This is a genomic window from Klebsiella sp. A-Nf5 (assembly GCF_002810545.1).
In the GTDB taxonomy this organism is placed as follows: Bacteria; Pseudomonadota; Gammaproteobacteria; order Enterobacterales; family Enterobacteriaceae; genus Klebsiella; species Klebsiella variicola.
Genome location: NZ_PIOG01000009.1, coordinates 44,752 through 61,146 on the forward strand (window position 1 = coordinate 44,752; position 16,395 = coordinate 61,146).

General features: G+C 59.9%; 17 protein-coding genes. 11 read left to right on the forward strand and 6 right to left on the reverse strand.

What is annotated here, in order from left to right:
• Positions 1-26 precede the first annotated feature (26 nt).
• The gene (locus CWM53_RS32255; protein ID WP_100630539.1) at positions 27-980 is read right to left on the reverse strand and encodes a helix-turn-helix domain-containing GNAT family N-acetyltransferase; all 954 of its coding nucleotides are present in this window, start codon (positions 978-980) and stop codon (positions 27-29) included.
• Positions 981-1,147: 167 nt separating this feature from the next.
• Positions 1,148-1,747, reverse strand: coding sequence for an inorganic diphosphatase (locus tag CWM53_RS00290; protein ID WP_074385741.1), 600 nt, complete (start codon positions 1,745-1,747; stop codon positions 1,148-1,150).
• A gap of 253 nt (positions 1,748-2,000) precedes the next feature.
• Between CWM53_RS00290 and adhP the strand changes: the two genes are divergently transcribed.
• The 7 genes from adhP to CWM53_RS00325 all read left to right on the forward strand — a co-directional run bounded on the left by adhP (position 2,001) and on the right by CWM53_RS00325 (position 10,291).
• Positions 2,001-3,011: an alcohol dehydrogenase AdhP gene (gene adhP / locus CWM53_RS00295; protein WP_060875756.1), complete on the forward strand. Its 1,011-nt coding sequence runs from the start codon at positions 2,001-2,003 to the stop codon at positions 3,009-3,011.
• 157 nt (positions 3,012-3,168) lie between these two features.
• Complete coding sequence (locus CWM53_RS00300) at positions 3,169-4,791, forward strand: TIGR04028 family ABC transporter substrate-binding protein (RefSeq protein WP_100729630.1); 1,623 nt, start codon at positions 3,169-3,171, stop codon at positions 4,789-4,791.
• A 10-nt stretch (positions 4,792-4,801) separates the two neighbouring features.
• Positions 4,802-5,746: an ABC transporter permease gene (locus CWM53_RS00305; RefSeq protein WP_100729629.1), complete on the forward strand. Its 945-nt coding sequence runs from the start codon at positions 4,802-4,804 to the stop codon at positions 5,744-5,746.
• Positions 5,743-6,591, forward strand: a complete 849-nt coding sequence (locus tag CWM53_RS00310; protein ID WP_088717340.1) for an ABC transporter permease — start codon at positions 5,743-5,745, stop codon at positions 6,589-6,591. Before CWM53_RS00305 ends, CWM53_RS00310 begins: the two co-directional genes overlap by 4 nt.
• Entirely contained in the window at positions 6,588-8,204 is a 1,617-nt protein-coding gene (locus CWM53_RS00315) for a dipeptide ABC transporter ATP-binding protein (RefSeq protein WP_074385738.1), read from the forward strand. Before CWM53_RS00310 ends, CWM53_RS00315 begins: the two co-directional genes overlap by 4 nt.
• Positions 8,204-9,190: a putative FMN-dependent luciferase-like monooxygenase gene (locus CWM53_RS00320; RefSeq protein ID WP_165784991.1), complete on the forward strand. Its 987-nt coding sequence runs from the start codon at positions 8,204-8,206 to the stop codon at positions 9,188-9,190. The genes CWM53_RS00315 and CWM53_RS00320 overlap by 1 nt, the downstream gene beginning before the upstream one ends.
• Positions 9,191-9,199: 9 nt before the next feature.
• Complete coding sequence (locus tag CWM53_RS00325; RefSeq protein ID WP_100729627.1) at positions 9,200-10,291, forward strand: alkylhydroperoxidase domain protein; 1,092 nt, start codon at positions 9,200-9,202, stop codon at positions 10,289-10,291.
• 6 nt (positions 10,292-10,297) lie between these two features.
• Here the strand turns inward: CWM53_RS00325 and araJ are convergent, their stop codons facing one another.
• On the reverse strand, positions 10,298-11,452 hold the full coding sequence (gene araJ / locus CWM53_RS00330) for an MFS transporter AraJ (protein WP_023340216.1): 1,155 nt from the start codon (positions 11,450-11,452) through the stop codon (positions 10,298-10,300).
• Between the two features lie 278 nt (positions 11,453-11,730).
• On the opposite strand from araJ, the gene CWM53_RS00335 reads away from it, so the two are divergent.
• From CWM53_RS00335 to CWM53_RS00350, 4 genes are all read left to right on the forward strand, one after another.
• Positions 11,731-12,168: a VOC family protein gene (locus CWM53_RS00335; RefSeq protein ID WP_100729626.1), complete on the forward strand. Its 438-nt coding sequence runs from the start codon at positions 11,731-11,733 to the stop codon at positions 12,166-12,168.
• A gap of 86 nt (positions 12,169-12,254) precedes the next feature.
• Entirely contained in the window at positions 12,255-13,073 is an 819-nt protein-coding gene (ppk2, locus tag CWM53_RS00340; protein ID WP_012541603.1) for a polyphosphate kinase 2, read from the forward strand.
• 178 nt (positions 13,074-13,251) lie between these two features.
• Positions 13,252-13,440 carry a hypothetical protein gene (locus tag CWM53_RS00345; protein ID WP_100680336.1) on the forward strand — a complete coding sequence of 63 codons (189 nt, stop codon included), beginning with the start codon at positions 13,252-13,254 and terminating at the stop codon, positions 13,438-13,440.
• Complete coding sequence (locus CWM53_RS00350; protein ID WP_023289845.1) at positions 13,440-13,763, forward strand: CcdB family protein; 324 nt, start codon at positions 13,440-13,442, stop codon at positions 13,761-13,763. Before CWM53_RS00345 ends, CWM53_RS00350 begins: the two co-directional genes overlap by 1 nt.
• A gap of 43 nt (positions 13,764-13,806) precedes the next feature.
• On the opposite strand, the gene fdnI is transcribed toward CWM53_RS00350, so the two are convergent.
• The 3 genes from fdnI to CWM53_RS00365 form a co-directional block, all read right to left on the reverse strand.
• Positions 13,807-14,463 carry a formate dehydrogenase-N subunit gamma gene (gene fdnI, locus CWM53_RS00355; RefSeq protein ID WP_048330292.1) on the reverse strand — a complete coding sequence of 219 codons (657 nt, stop codon included), beginning with the start codon at positions 14,461-14,463 and terminating at the stop codon, positions 13,807-13,809.
• Entirely contained in the window at positions 14,456-15,340 is an 885-nt protein-coding gene (gene fdxH / locus CWM53_RS00360) for a formate dehydrogenase subunit beta (RefSeq protein ID WP_100729625.1), read from the reverse strand. The genes fdnI and fdxH overlap by 8 nt, the downstream gene beginning before the upstream one ends.
• An 11-nt stretch (positions 15,341-15,351) precedes the next feature.
• The coding region (locus CWM53_RS00365; RefSeq protein ID WP_319829935.1) for a molybdopterin dinucleotide binding domain-containing protein at positions 15,352-16,395 on the reverse strand (1,044 nt) is incomplete at its 5' end.

The following is a 16,395-nucleotide window of genomic DNA, read 5'->3' on the forward strand; positions in this document are numbered from 1 at the left end:
CCCCCACCGGCTAAGGCGTCACGCCCTTAGCCGGTGTTTCCGGACCGGGTAAATTGCTGCTCGGTCATTACCTTTCCCCACTGCTCCCCCTGCCATTCGCGGGTTAACGTGAAGCCAAAGGATTCATACAGTTTGCGGGCCGCGTCCAGCCCTTTAAAGGTCCACAGCTGTACCGCGCTAAACTGGCGACTATCGCAGAAAGTCATCGCCTCGCTGAGCAGACGCCTGCCGATGCCGGTTCCCCGGCAGCTGTCGTCGAGAATAAACCAGCGCAGATGCGCCTCCTGCTGGCCGAGGTCCTCGCCATCGATAGCCAGCGAGCCGACGATTTTCCCTTCGCGGATCGCCAGCCAGATCTGGTTGGCCGGGGAGGAAAGCCGGGTGGCAAATTCCGCTACGCCGCTGGCGACCTTGCCTTCAAAAAAAGCGCCAAAGTCATGATGACGGGCGTAATACTCCCCGTGCATCTGGGCAATCCGGCCGATCATCCCCGGCTGATAGCCGGTCATCAGCGAAATTTGCGGAGCCGTATCCGCGAGCGCGCTATCCCGACACTGCGCCAGCGCCCGGGCATAGGCCGCCAGTCCAGTGGCGACCGTTTGCTGCTGCGTCTCATCCAGATGGTCTAACGCCTCCACCACCTGGCGGGTACCCCAGGCGTTAATTTTCGCCACCGTATCGTGCCCCTTTGCCGTCAAGGCGAGTGATTTCGCGCGCGCATCCTCCGCGCAAGGACGCTCCTCCAGCTCACCGGCCGCCAGCAGACGAGAGACCATCCGGCTGACGCTTGATTTTTCCAGTCCCAGCAACGTGACCAGCTGCGCGGCCGTCATCTCCCCCCTCATCGATACCTCAAGCAGGGTGTGCACCGCCGAAGGTGAATAATGGGTGGCGGCCAGCGTGGTGCTCATAAAGCCCAGCTCGCGCACCATTAACCGCGAGGCGGTACGAATCTGTTGGATTAAGGGGGTGTCAGGCATGGCAGCGGGTCCGAAACATGAAATGGTTGTACAATACAACCATCATCTTCATCCTGCGTCAAGATGCAATATGGTGAGATAAGCGTTGCCGTGTGACCTTTGATTTCGCCGCCACAGGGGTCGTGAGAGCGAATACCGCGGGCGCCGGACAGCGCCCGCGATGAATATTATTGCGGGTTCTTCGCTTTCCAGGCCTCCCAGGCCGATTTGATCTCCTGCTTCGCAGCGGCGGCATCATTAAAACCGGCCAGCTCAACCTTTTTACGCCCCTCTGGCAGTTCTTTATAGACCCGGAAGAAGGCCTCCAGCCGCTGCTGCTCGATTTTCGGCAGATCGGTGATGGTCTTGATGTCGTCATAGGTCGGATCAATTTTGCTGGCCGGCACGGCGATGATTTTGTCGTCTTTCTCACCGCCGTCTATCATCTTTAGGACACCGATCGGCCGCAGCTTAATCAGTGTGCCCGGCGCCATCGGCGCGCGAGTGTAAAACACCACGTCCAGCGGGTCCCCATCTCCGGCCAGCGACTGGGTCAGCGAGCCGTAGTTCGCCGGGTAAGCCACCGGCATCGACTGAAAGCGGTCGGCGATGATAAACCCCGTTTTGGCGTCGGTTTCATACTTAATCATGCCACCTGCCGGGATCTCGGTGACGGCGTAAAATTCTTCCGGGTTGTTTTCCGGCTGGGGGAATTCCAGTACGTTCTGCGCCTGCGCGGCGGCGGACAGAAACAGACCGGCAGTGAGGATGGTTTTTACCAGATGCATTGTTGTATCACTCTGTTGTTATAAGAAATTGATGCGCAAAACGATAGAGTTGGGTGATGAAGAAAACATGACCATTCAGTGACGCTATTATTACCTACCAAAATTAGAGGTATTGTCTGAATTTTGTGCTACCGCTGTAGCAAAAAACCACATCCTGTACTAAAGCGCCTTGTATTTTTCTCCATAGCGTCTAATCCTTATTGGGTACTATTGCATTAATAAAATTAAACAATCCCCTCACAAGGAGACAGGCATGAAGGCTGCTGTTGTTACCCACGACCATCAGGTTAACGTCACGGAAAAAACGCTGCGCCCGCTGGAATACGGTGAAGCGTTGTTGAAAATGGAATGCTGCGGCGTGTGTCATACGGACCTGCACGTGAAAAACGGCGATTTTGGCGATAAAACCGGCGTCATACTCGGCCATGAAGGGATCGGGGTGGTGCAAAAAGTCGGACCGGGCGTGACCTCCCTGAAGCCAGGCGATCGCGCCAGCGTGGCGTGGTTCTTCGAAGGCTGCGGCCACTGCGATTACTGTAACAGCGGCAATGAGACGCTGTGTCGCTCGGTAAAAAACGCCGGCTATTCCGTCGACGGCGGCATGGCGGAAGAGTGCATCGTCACCGCCAACTACTCAGTTAAAGTGCCGGACGGCCTCGACTCTGCCGCCGCCAGCAGTATCACCTGCGCGGGCGTCACTACCTACAAAGCGGTCAAGGTCTCCCACATCAAACCGGGTCAGTGGATCGCTATCTACGGTCTCGGCGGGCTGGGTAACCTGGCGCTGCAGTATGCGAAAAATGTCTTTAACGCCAAAGTGATCGCTATCGACGTCAACGACGGGCAGCTGGAGCTGGCGGCCTCGATGGGCGCCGATCTGACCATCAACTCCCGTAATGAAGATGCGGCGAAAGTGATTCAGGAAAAAACCGGCGGCGCGCATGCTGCCGTGGTGACCGCGGTAGCTAAGGCGGCCTTTAACTCGGCGGTGGATGCCGTTCGTGCCGGTGGCCGCGTGGTCGCGGTAGGCCTGCCGCCGGAGGCGATGAGCCTCGATATTCCACGTCTGGTGCTCGACGGCATCGAGGTAGTCGGTTCGCTGGTCGGTACTCGTCAGGATCTGGTGGAAGCCTTCCAGTTTGCCGCCGAAGGCAAAGTGGTGCCGAAAGTCACCCTGCGCCCGCTGGAAGATATCAACGCCATCTTTAAAGAGATGGAACAAGGTCAGATCCGCGGTCGTATGGTTATCGATCTGCGCAGCTAATCGCCGACGCCTCTCCCGCCCGGGAGAGGCGCTTGCCCCACGCTTCCCACTCGCGAAGTAAATCCAATTTCCGCAAATGCTTAGCGCAATTCCTTGGTTCCTTTGTTTTTAGCCGCGCCCGATGATGGCAACACAATAGATAACAAAGGAATTCACCATGCATCGTCATTTTCGCCTGCCTGCGCTGGCCGCCCTGTTTCTCTCCGGCGCCTTTTCCGTCTGGGCCGCCGACACGCCGGTTAAAGGCGGCACCTTAATTTATCTGGAGCAGCAACCGCACACCAATCTCTATCCGCCCGCCGGCGGCTTTTATCCGAATGGCGGTATTCTCAATCAGATAACCGACAAGCTCACCTGGCAGAACCCAAAAACGCTGGAGATTGAGCCGTGGATTGCCGAGAGCTGGACCAGCAATGCCGATAAAACCGAGTACACTTTCCACCTGCGCAAAGGGGTTACCTTCTCGGACGGCACGCCGCTTGACGCCGCCGCCGTGGCCAAAAACTTCGACACCTATGGTCTGGGAGATAAAGCCCATCGCCTGCCTGTCTCAGAGGTCATCAATAACTACCAGCGCAGCGAAGTGATCGACCCGCTGACGGTGAAATTTTACTTCAACAAACCGTCGCCGGGCTTCCTGCAGGGAACCGCCACCATCGGCTCCGGTCTGGTATCACTCAGCACCCTGCAGCGCAATTTTGAAGAGCTGGGCGATGCCCGGCATATTATCGGCTCCGGGCCCTTTGTGGTGCAGGATGAAAAGCCAGGCCGCGAGCTGACGCTGGTGGCGCGCAAGGATTATCAGTGGGGGCCGAAAAACATTGCCCAGCAGGGGCCCGCTAACCTCGACGGCATCACCTATATTGTGACCCCGGAAGACAGTGTGCGCATCGGCGCGCTGCTGGCGGGTCAGGCGGGCTTTATTCGCCAGGTGCAGGCCTACGATGAAAAGCAGGCGACCGATCAGGGATTTAAGGTCTACGCCGCCCCTACCCGCGGGGTCAACGACAGCCTGAGCTTCCGCCCGGATAACTCGCTGGTCGCCGACCTGCGGGTGCGCCAGGCCCTGCTCCATGCCACCAACGCCAAACAGGTGGTGGAGACGCTGTTCTCCGCTAACTACCCGCAAGCGACCTCCGTACTGGCCAGCTCCGCCGCCGGCTATGTCAATCTGAGCGATAAACTGACCTTCGACCAGGCCAAAGCCCGACAGTTGCTGGACGATGCCGGCTGGAAGCCCGGCGCGGACGGTATTCGCACTAAAGACGGCCAGCGGCTGGCGCTGACGGTCTATGAATCGCTGCCGCAGCCGCAGAATAAGGAAGTGCTGCAGCTGATCGCCCAGCAGTGGCGCCAGGTGGGTGTGGCGTTGACCGTCAAAGCCGGGGATGCCGGTAGCCGTACGCTGGACAACCTCGACCCGCAGAAAACCCCGCTCACTGTCTCAGAAGTGGGCCGCGCCGACCCGGATGTGGTGAAAAGTATGTTCTTCCCCAACAATCGCGATGCGCTGCTGCAGAAAGGCGGCTCCAGCGATAAAGTGCAGCACTTCCGCGATGATAAGCTCAATGACCTGCTGACCGGCATCTCCGCGGCGGTAGAGCCGCAGCAGCGCTTGCAATTAACCGGTGACGCCCAGCGCTATCTGATCGATAACGCCTATGTGATCCCCATTTTCGAAGAGCCGCAGGTGTTCGCCGGCGCGCCGTGGGTCAAAGGCGTCAGCTTCGAGGCCGTCGGTCGTCCGTCGTTCTACGGCGCGTGGCTGGATAAGCACTAAGAGGCCGGATATGAGCGCTTATCTTCTGCGACGGTTCGGCCAGGGACTGCTGGTCCTGTGGGCGGCATTTACCCTCACCTTTTTCCTGCTGCAGGTGCTGCCGGGAGATGCAGTGCTGATCAAGTTTCAGAACCCGGACCTCGGCCTGAGCCCGGCGCAAATCGCTGACATGCGGCTGGCCTACGGCGCCGATAGCCCGCTGTGGCGCCAGTACCTGCACACGCTGCTGGCGATGCTGCACGGCGACTTCGGCTATTCCCTGCAGGCAGGGCTGGCAGTCAGTAGTCTGATTGCCAGCAACCTGCCGGATACCTTAAGCCTCGCGCTGCCGGCCTTCCTGCTGGCCGTGGCGCTGGCGTTCGCCCTCGCCTTCGCCTCGCGTCTGCCTGGGCTGCGCTGGCTGAGTAACCTCCTGCAGTCGCTGCCGGTGCTGTTTATCTCTCTGCCAACCTTTTGGCTAGGTATCGCCCTGATCCAGCTCTTCTCGTTTCAGTTGCGTTGGATCCCGGTGATCAACCCCGGCCCACTGGAAGGGCTGATTTTACCGGTTATCGCCGTCGCGCTGCCCATTTCGGCACCGCTGGCGCAGATCCTGATGCGCAGCATGGATCAGGTGGCGGTTCAGCCCTTCGTCGCGGTCGCCCGCGCCAAGGGAATGAGCGAAACGGGCGTCCTCTGGCACCATATGATGGGCAACGCTCTGCTGCCGGCGCTGAATATTGCCGGGCTGCTGCTGGGCGAGCTGATTGCCGGGGCGCTGATCACTGAGACCGTCTTCGGCCGCAGCGGCCTCGGCCAGCTGACCCAGCAGGCGGTCAATAACCAGGATATCGCCGTACTGCAGGCAGTGGTGATGATCTCCGCCCTCGGTTTCGTCCTGATAAACCTGCTGGTCGACCTGGTTATGCCGCGACTGGATCCCCGACTCCATTTACAGACCGGAGGTGCGAAATGAGCCTGGTCGATTATGCCATCGCGGTTCGCCGCCGCCCGGAATGGCGCAGGGTGCGTCTGCAGCCTGGCTTGTGGCTGGCGTGGGCGGTGATGATCACTGCGCTGTTAATGGCCCTCGCCCCGCAGTGGTTTACCTCCGCTAACCCGCTGGAAGGGATCCCCGGCGCTCAGCGCCTGGCGCCGCAGGCGCACTACTGGCTGGGTACCGACCAGCTGGGGCGCGACCTGTGGACGCGGGTGGTTTACGGCGCGGTACATTCCCTGTCGGCGGCGCTGATCGCCGTCGCCATCGGCCTGGTGGCGGGTACCGCCCTTGGTACCCTCGCCGGGGCGCTGACCGGACGCGTTGAATCCACGATCATGCGCCTGGTCGATGTCCTGCTGGCCATCCCCTCCCTGTTGCTGCAGCTCACGGTGATTATTCTGCTCGGTTTCGGCACGGTGAATGCGGCGGTGGCTGTCGGCGTGTCGGCGATCGCCAGCTTCGCACGCCTGGCGCGGGCGGAAGTCGTGCGCGTGCGCCACAGTGATTACGTCGAGGCGGCCCGGGGCAGCGGCGGCACCTTTTTCGCCGTCTTCTGGCGCCATATTCTGCCCAACTCGCTCACTGCGGTGCTTGCTTTCGCGACGCTGCAGTTCGGACAGGCGATGTTGGCCCTGGCTACCCTCAGCTTCCTCGGCTACGGCACCCCGCCGCCGATCCCGGAGTGGGGATTATTGATCGCCGAAGGTCGCAATTACCTGTCGACCGCCTGGTGGCTGACCACCTTCCCCGGCCTCGCCGTGGTCGCCGTGGTCCTTGCCGCCAATCGTCTTAGCCGCCAGTGGAGTGGAGTACGCCCATGAACGTTTTGTCCGTTGAAGATCTGCGCATCAGCTACCGCTCGCGGGGCGAATGGCGCGAAGTGGTGCATAACGTGAGTTTTTCCATCCAGCGTGGCGAAATGCTGGCCTTCGTCGGAGAATCCGGCTCGGGGAAAACCACCACCGCGCAGGCCATAATCGGCCTGCTGGCGGATAATGCCCGCCGGGATGGCGGGCGGATTGTCCTCAATGGCGAAGAGATTAGCGACTGGTCGGCAAAACGGCTTAACCGCCTGCGTGGGGTGAGCATTAGTCTGGTCCCGCAGGATCCCGGCAATTCGCTTAACCCGGTAAAAACCATAGGTCAGCAGGTGGAAGAGATCCTGCGGCTGCATCAGTCCCTCTCCGCAGGTGAGCGCCGACTGCAGGTCCTTAACCTGCTCACTAAAGTCGGTCTCAGCCACCCGGAACAGCGTTTTGACCAGTATCCGCATCAGCTGTCTGGCGGGATGAAACAGCGGGTGCTGATCGCCATCGCCATTGCCCTGCAGCCGGATCTGATTATTGCCGACGAGCCCACCAGCGCCCTCGACGTCACGGTGCAGAAGCGCATTCTCGACCTGCTTGATATCCTGCGCCGCGAGTCGGGTACCGCCGTGCTGTTTGTCACCCACGATCTGGCGCTGGCCGCAGAACGCGCCGACCGGATCATGGTGTTTCGCCAGGGAGAGATTCAGGAACAGGGCCCCACCGAGGTGATTGTCCAGCGTCCACAACACCCTTACACCCGCCAGCTGCTCCACGACCTGCAGGATGCGCCGTTGGGGCTGACGGCGTCTCGTCACCGGCCGCTGGCCACGCCGGCCATTCGCGTTGAGGGGATCAGTAAACGCTTCTCGCTGGGCAAACAGGCGCTGCAGGCGCTCGACAGCGTCAGTTTTGAGGTCAGACGCGGCACCACCCATGCGCTGGTGGGCGAATCCGGTTCCGGAAAAACCACCCTGGCGCGGATCCTGCTGGGCTTTGAGCGCGCCGATGCCGGACAGGTGACCATCGACGGTATCGACGCCGGGCATCTCAGCCGCGAGGCGCAGCGTCAGTTGCGGCGGAAAATCCAGTTTGTCTACCAGAACCCCTTCGCCTCGCTCGACCCGCGCCAGACGCTGTTTGCTATTATCGAAGAGCCGTTAAAAAACTTTGAGCGCCTCAGCGCGTCGGCACGTCGCCTGCGCGTGGAGACCGTCGCCGCGCGGGTGGCGCTGGCCCCGGAGCTGCTATCGCGTACGCCGAGGGAGCTCTCCGGCGGCCAGCGGCAGCGGGTGGCGATTGCCCGGGCGCTGATCCTCGAGCCGGCGATACTGGTTCTTGACGAAGCGACCTCGGCGCTCGACGTCACCGTTCAGGCGCAGATCCTCGCCCTACTGCAGCAGTTACAGCAGCAGCTGGGTCTCAGCTACCTGTTCATTACCCACGATCTGGCGACGGTCAGGCGGATTGCCGACAGCGTCACGGTACTGCGCGCCGGCCAGGTAGTGGAGCATGGCGACGTTGGCCGCCTGTTCGCTACCCCGCAGCAGGCCTACACTCGCGAACTGATCGCCGCCATTCCCCAAGTTTCACCCCGCTTAGCACAGGCCCACACGGAGAACGCATAATGCCTAAACGCCTCGGCTTTTTTACCCGTCTGCTCGATCAGGGCTCCGCGCAAACGCGCTACCGGCTGGCGGCCGAACAGATCCGCCACGCGGAGCGTTTGGGCTTCGACAGCGCATGGATTGCCCAGCACCATTTTCATGAACAGGAAGGCGGCCTGCCATCACCGCTGGTGTTTCTCGCCCACGTGGCGGCACAGACCGACCGGATCCGTCTCGGCACGGCGATTATCACTCTGCCGATGGAAAATCCGCTGCGCGTCGCCGAAGACGCGGCGGTACTGGATTTACTCACCGACGGGCGTCTGGAGGTGGGGTTTGGCTCCGGCGGCACGCCAACGTCGTTTCTGCCCTTCGGCCTGACCAGCGAGCAGCGCGGGGCGGTGTTTGCCGACCATCTGCACCTGATCCATAGCGCCTGGCGCGGCGACACCCTGAGCCACCCGGACAACCGTCTCTATCCGCCCGCGCCGCAGCTGGCGGAGCGTATCTGGATCGCCACCTTCTCGGCGGAGGGCGCCATCCGTGCCGGTCAGGCGGGGCACGGGCTGATGCTGTCGCGCACACAACCACGTCCACTCGGTGAGCCACGCCTGCCGCTGGACGCCATTCAGAACCCGATCATCGACGCCTACCTGGCGGCGCTCCCGGACGGCGTTGCACCGCGGATCCTCGCCTCGCGCACCGCCTTCGTCGCCGACAGTCACGCCCACGCCTTGCAGGTCGCCGAGCCCGGTCTGCGCAAGCAGGCGACACAGCACCGGGCGGCGGGTCATACGATAGAAGGTGACAGTGTCACCGACTATCTGCAACAGCTGGATGCCCACGTTGGCGATCCTGAGCATGTCATTGCCTCCCTGGCGCAGGACAGCGTGTTGGCCCGCGCCACCGATATTTCGTTTCAGGTGCACTCGGTGGAGCCTTCGCACCGGGATACGCTGCGTTCCATTGAGCTGATCGCTCAGCATATTGCCCCCCACATCAGATAAGGAGTCACCATGACGCTGAGTCAGGATATTCTGGCCGAACTGGCGGAGATTGCCGCCGGTTCCCCGTTCGACCAGGCGCGCGCCGTACGCGATGCCGCCACCCGTCACGCCCAGGGAAGTTATGAAGTACTGTTCAGCGAGCAGGACGCTGACTTTCCTCTTGATGAACGCTTCGCGGTGGCCGCGAAGGTGGCGAAACTGCACCAGGCGGACGCGCTGGCGGCGCACTATGCCGGTTTCGGGCTCGCCGATCCAACCACCGATCGTCTGGTCCCGGCGCTGGCCTTTGCCCGCCTGCTCACCTTCACCCCCGTCGAAGCCACCCCCGGCGCGCTGCACACCTTAACCGGCGCGGGCTGGAGCCTGCGGGGCATCGTCACTCTGGCGCAACTGGTGGCCTTTGTCAGCTTCCAGAGCCGACTGCTGCTGGGCCTGCGGGCGCTTAACCATAAGCCCATTGTCAGCGCCGATACGCCGCTGGTCGCCGGATACTGGCATACCACACCGCACACCCAGAGCGGCAAAGCGGCCCCGGTTCGCTTCACCCGCGACGAGCTGCACTGGGAACCCTGGCTGGCCGATAAACCGCTGGCGGAATTCAGCGCTGAAGAACAGGCGATTCTGGCCAAATATGGCCATAGCGACTCCCCCTACTTTCGCCTGCTGGCGCGCAACCAGCCGGTGCTGGAGCAGCGGACGCTGACCGATAAAGGCATTTTCTATACCCCCGGAGGATTGCCGCGCGCCGAACGCGAACTGGCGGCCACGGTGACCAGCAAAATCAACGGCTGTATTTACTGCGCCTCGGTGCATGCCCGCAAAGCGGCGCAGCTGGCAAAGGACGAGACCGCCGTCGACACGCTGCTGGCGGTGACGCCGGGGGAGAATTTGAGTGACGGCCAGTCGCCGCGCTGGCAGGCGGAAATCGACGCCGCCGCTGCGCTGTCGGTGACGCCGCCCGGGCTGAATGCCCGCCATCTGGCGGCGCTTGATGAGCAGGGTTTAGATACCCTGGCCCAGCTGGATCTGCTGCAGTCTACGGCCTTTTTCGCCTGGGCCAACCGGCTGATGCTGACCCTTGGCGAACCCTGGCGTGAGTAAGCGTCGTTAGCAAGCTTGTCGGCGCTGATGGCAGCCATAGATGAGCAAGGCGCTCATCGCCAGAAACGACAGCGTGGCGGCAGGAAGCGCCACGCTGTTCCAGCCAAAGCCCTGGGCAATCATCATCCCGCCGCAGAAGGCACCGATGGCGCTGCCGAGGTTGAAGGCAATCTGCCCTCCTGCCGCCCCCAGCATCTCGCCGCCTTTGGCGTTCTGCAGCAGCAGGATCTGCAGCGGCGCCGACAGGGCAAACAGTCCCGCGCAGCAGATAAACGCCAGGGTCAGCGAGGCGACTTTATGCTCACCGAAGGCAAAGATCAGCAGCAGCGTCACGGCAATGACCCCGTCGGTTATGGCCGCAATGCGCAGCGGGCTAAAGCGCCCGGAAATTTTGCCGCTGAACAGATTGCCGACCACCATTCCCAGCCCCGCCAGCATCATAATCAGCATCATCCTGCTTTCGGCAAAGCCGGAGACGTTGATCATAAAGGGCTTAATATAGCTGAACCAGGCAAACACACCCGCGTTGCCAAACATGGTGGCGGCAAAAATCAGCCACGGCGCCGGGGAGGCCAGAAAACGGAACTGCTCGCGCAGCCGGGTGCTGGTGCGATCATAGAGGGTGGGCACCCAGCAGAAAATAGTCATCAACACGGCGACGTTAAACACGGCGATAAGGGCAAAGGTATAGCGCCAGCTGAAGTGATGCCCAAGCCAGGTGCCGCCGGGGACCCCCACCAGGTTAGCCACCGTCATCCCGCCGATCATGCCCGCCACCGCGGCGGTCACCTTCCCCGGCGGCGCGATTTTCGACAGGATTATCGCCCCGACGCCAAAGAACGCCCCGTGGGGAAAACCGGAAACCAGGCGGCCAAGCGCCAGCATGGCGTAGCTACTGGAGAGGGTAAACAGGGTATTGCCGAGAATACACAGGGCAGCGAGAAACAGCATCACCGATTTCAACGAAAACCGGCTGGAGAGCAGCGCCATGATCGGCGCGCCGATCACCACGCCGAAGGCATACCAGGCAATCATATTGCCGGCGGCGGGGATCGACATCCCGACATCGTGCGCCATATCCGGCAGCACGCCCATAATGCCAAATTCCGCCATGCCGAGTCCGAAGGTGCCCAGCGCCAGTGAAAAAATCGTTTTTTTCATACATCTTATAGGGGTATTGAGAGACGGCCGGCATTATTGACTATCCCGCCCCGACACACCAGCTAAAAACGCCCGACGGCAGCTTCCTCCATACAACGGCCTGATTCGTTCATGCTCGCCGCCCGCGCGGCAGGCCGTCATCGAGCCAGCGACGGCGTGGCTTAGCAATGACCCTCCCCTATTAAAATCAGTGGGCTCAAAGCGATAAACGCCCAATTGATCTCAACTTAACTTGAGGTTGTAAAGTCTCCCCATCATTCACCTCTGGAGAATAATCGATGCACACTGTTGATGTCGGTTTTACCCATGTCGCCTTTACCGTCCGCTGTCTGGCCAGCAGTATTGATTTTTACACCCGCTATACCGCGATGACCGTCATTCACCAGCGCAAGCCCGGCTTGCCCTCAGCGCGTAAGGTGGCGTGGCTCAGCGATCGCACCCGGCCCTTCGCTCTGGTGCTGGTGCAGAGTGACGATCCGGCCGACACGCCGCTGGGCCCGTTCGGCCATCTCGGCGTCGCCTGCGCCACCCAGGCGGAGATCGATGAGAAGGTCGCTCAGGCGCGGCGGGAAGGCATTTTGCGGCGGGAACCGGAACAGCTGGGCGATCCGGTGGGATACTTCGCCTTCTTTGCCGACCCGGACGGTAACACCCTGGAGCTGTCATGGGGGCAGCGGGTGGGGCTGGAAGTCATTGCGGCGGGGAACGCCAGCTAGCCCGTCCCCTGCGCGAATATTTTCCACCGCCTCGCCGGCGAAGGATTACACTTCAAAGGGATACCTCGGCAACACGGAGCATGGCGATGGGTAATAAGAAAAACGGTAATCCGGTCGACGCGGCGGTGAAGACCGCCCCGCTCGACAATAAAGCGTATGAGAAGGCGTTGCGCAAACTCCATGTTGAGCTGGTGAAACTGCAGCGCTGGGTGGTGCATAAAGGGCTGAAGGTGTGCATCGTCTTTGAAGGCCGTGACGGCGCTGGCAAAGGCGGCACCATTAAGGCGATCACCGAGCGCGTCAGCCCGCGTATCTTCCGGGTCGTCGCCTTACCCTCACCCACCGAGCGTGAGAAAAGCCAGCTCTATTTTCAGCGCTATATCAAACACCTTCCGGCGGCTGGCGAGATTGTGATTTTCGATCGCAGCTGGTACAACCGCGCCGGCGTCGAACGGGTGATGGGCTTTTGCACGCCGGAGGAGGTGCAGAAGTTTCTCGACGGTGCGCCGATGGTAGAGCGCGGCATGGTCGAATCGGGCATTATTCTGCTCAAGTACTGGCTGGAGGTCTCTCCGCAGGAGCAGGAGCGCCGCCTGCGGGATCGTATCGACGATGGCCGTAAAATCTGGAAGCTCTCGCCGATGGACATTAAGTCTTTCAACCGCTGGGATGAATATACCGCCGCCCGCGACGCCATGTTCGCCGCCACCGATACCGCCTGGGCGCCGTGGTTCGTCGCCCGCTCGGAGGATAAAAAGCGCGTACGCCTGAATATCATCACCCATCTGCTGTCGCAGATCCCCTATGAAGCTTTACCGGTGGAACATGTGACGCTGCCGAAGCGCAAAATTGGCAAAATGAAACAAACCAATTTCCCCTTCCGCTTTATTCCGGAGAAGTTCTGATTATTCCCCGCCGCGCTGGTTAATACCAGCGCCGGGTTTATTACCATAACCATGAGTATTTCAGGCTGTTACTTTCCTCTGGAAGCTGTCTCGCAAAATAAAAAACAAAGCTGAACCAGGTATTTCTTTTCATCTCATACCGCGTGATAATCAGCTCGCCAACAACAAGGAGCGGAAAATGAAACAGAATACCGTTAACAAGCCAGGGACTCGCGATCGTGCAACAACGGTTAACCCGCGCAACCAGGCACTGACCATCGTCGACGCGGACAAACGCCGAAAAGACCAGGAATTCATTAAGGCACTGAATGAATTCACCGCCCGTGCAGGGTTGCTGTCAGAGGATCCTTTTTTCGGGGGGATTTAATGGCAGCACAATTTGATATCTTTCGTAACCCATCATCGAGAACCAATGCGTTTCAACCTTATTTAATGGTAATCCAACATGATTATTTTAATGACCTTGGCACACGTTTAATTGTGCCGCTGAGCTATCATTCTCATTTGACCGGCCATTATCATGCTGCCGCCCCGGTTATTAATATGGAGTTTGAGAAACTGTTCATCAACACGCCGGCAATCACCAGCGTGGCTAAGCAAAGGCTGGATAAAAAATATTTTATCTGCAATTTAGCGAAAGAAAGAACTACCGTGATATCAGCGATGGACGCATTAATCACGAATACATAAACCCGCTCCAGCAAAACTGGAGCGGGTCTCCTGACCAGACGGCTTACTTCATCCCTTCGCGACTCTCTTTGATCGCTTCCAGGCGTTCGACATCGCGATACCAGCGCGGGTGATGTTTCTTCGCCCAACGGCGGCTCACCTTGCCTTCGATCATGCCTTTAATCGACCCTTTCACCCAGAATGCCATATACATATGGATGAGGATCGCGTGGATCAGGATAATCGCCGACGTCGCATGAATCAGCAGGCTATAGCGAATCACCTGAATCGGGAAATATGCCGCGAAATACGGCCGCCAGATAATCACCCCGGTCACCAGCAGCACGAAAATCATGCTCATAATGGTCCAGAACATCATCTTCTGCCCGGCGTTATATTTACCGACGCGCGCGACCTTATGTTCGTTGCCTTTCAGCACCTCCACGATGCCTTTCAGCCAGGGGATATCCTGTTTATCAGGAATATTGTGGTGGACAAAACGCACAAACATAAACATCAGCGCGACAAAAATCAGCACCCCAAAGAACGGGTGCAGGATACGCCCCATCTGCGGCGTGCCGAAGGTTTCCGTTAGCCACTGCAGCGTCGGGAAGAAAAACGATATTCCCGACAGTGCCACGAGGAAGAAACAGATAACCACCGTCCAGTGACAGGCGCGATCGATAAACGTCGTGCGCACAATCATCTTCGATTTACTCATCATGCTCCTCCTCGTCGTCGTCAACTTCCTTGTTCGGCCCGATACCGATGTAGTGGTAGATAAGCCCGGCGAAGGTGGCGATAAAGCCCGCCGCCGCCAGCGGTTTCAGCCCCCCCTTCCACAGATTGATACTGGTATCGATCTGCGGTTCCTTCGGCAGTTTGTGATACAACTCCGGCTGGTCAGCATGATGCAGGACGTACATCACGTGGGTGCCCCCGACGCCCTGCGGGTTGTAAATCCCGGCGTTGGCATAACCGCGTTTTTTCAGCTTATCCACCCGCTCCTCGGCCACCTCCAGCATCTCTTTCTTCGTACCGAAGTGGATCGCGCCGGTAGGACAGGTTTTCACGCAGGCCGGTTCCTGACCAACGCTGACCCGGTCCACGCACAGGGTGCATTTATAGACCCGGTTATCCTCTTTATTGAGGCGCGGGATATTAAACGGACACCCGGCAATGCAGTAGCCGCAGCCGATGCAGTTTTCCTGCTGGAAATCGACGATGCCGTTGGCGTACTGAATGATCGCCCCGGCGGAGGGGCAGGCCTTCAGGCAGCCCGGCTCTTCGCAGTGCATACAGCCATCCTTGCGGATAAGCCACTCCAGCTTGCCGTTCTGTTCGGTCTCGCTAAAGCGCATGACCGTCCAGGATTTGGCGCTGAGATCCGCCGGGTTGTCGTACACCCCGACGCAGTGCCCCACTTCATCGCGGATGTCATTCCACTCAGAACAAGCCACCTGGCAGGCTTTACAGCCCACGCAGGAGGAGACATCGATAAGCTTGGCGACTTCCGCCTTATAGTCCCGCGCGCGCGGCGCGGGCGTGATCGGGTTGGTCGCGGAGCGTTTAATAATGTCTTGTGTTTCCATCGCCATTGAATCGCTCCTTACGCTTTCTCGATGTTGACCAGAAACGCCTTATACTCCGGCGTTTGCGAGTTGGAATCGCCGACGTTAGGCGTAAGGGTGTTGGCGATATAACCCTTGCGGGCCACGCCTTCAAAGCCCCAGTGCAGCGGGATACCGACGGTTTCGACCTGCTGGCCGTTGACGCTCAGCGTGCGCAGGCGCCGGGTCACCACGGCAACCGCGCGAATAAACCCGCGCTTGCTGCTGACTTTCACCCAATCGCCGTTGGCGATACCTTTGCTTTTCGCTAGTCCTTCACTGATTTCGACAAACTGTTCCGGCTGCGCGATGGAATTGAGCAACGCATGCTTGGTCCAGGTGTGGAAATGCTCGGTCAGACGATAGGTGGTGCCGACATACGGGAACTTATCCTTCTTACCCAGGCGGATGGCGTCCTCTTCATACAGACGCACCACCGGGCTGGAGACCACATTCGGGTGCAGCGGGTTGGTGCCCAGCGGGGTTTCCATCGGCTCGTAGTGTTCCGGGAACGGCCCTTCCGCCAGTTTATCCAGCGCAAACAGGCGGCCAAGTCCCTCCTGCTGCATGATAAAAGGCCCGGTGTTGCTCCCCGGCGGCGCAGTATTGAAGTCCGGAATATCATTCCCGACCCACTTGCTGCCGTTCCACTGGATCAGCATCCGCTTCGCATCCCACGGCTTGCCGTTCATGTCAGCCGAGGCGCGGTTATACAGCACCCGGCGATTGAGCGGCCACGCCCAGGCCCATCCCAGCGTATTGCCGAGGCCCGAAGGGTCAGCGTTATCGCGATTCGCCATCTGGTTACCCTGCTCGGTCCAGCTACCGGTGTAGATCCAGCACGACGACGCGGTGCTGCCGTCATCGCGCAGCAGTGCGAAGCTATTCAGCAACTGGCCTTTTTTCGCCAGCAAAGTGCCATTTTGATCGTAGAGATCCGCCAGCGCGTAGCCGTTGTTCTCTTTAGCCACTTCTGCCGATTCCGGATGGTCTGGCTGCTTATAGCGCCAGCTCATTTTCAGCAGCGGTTCCGCGCCCTTCCC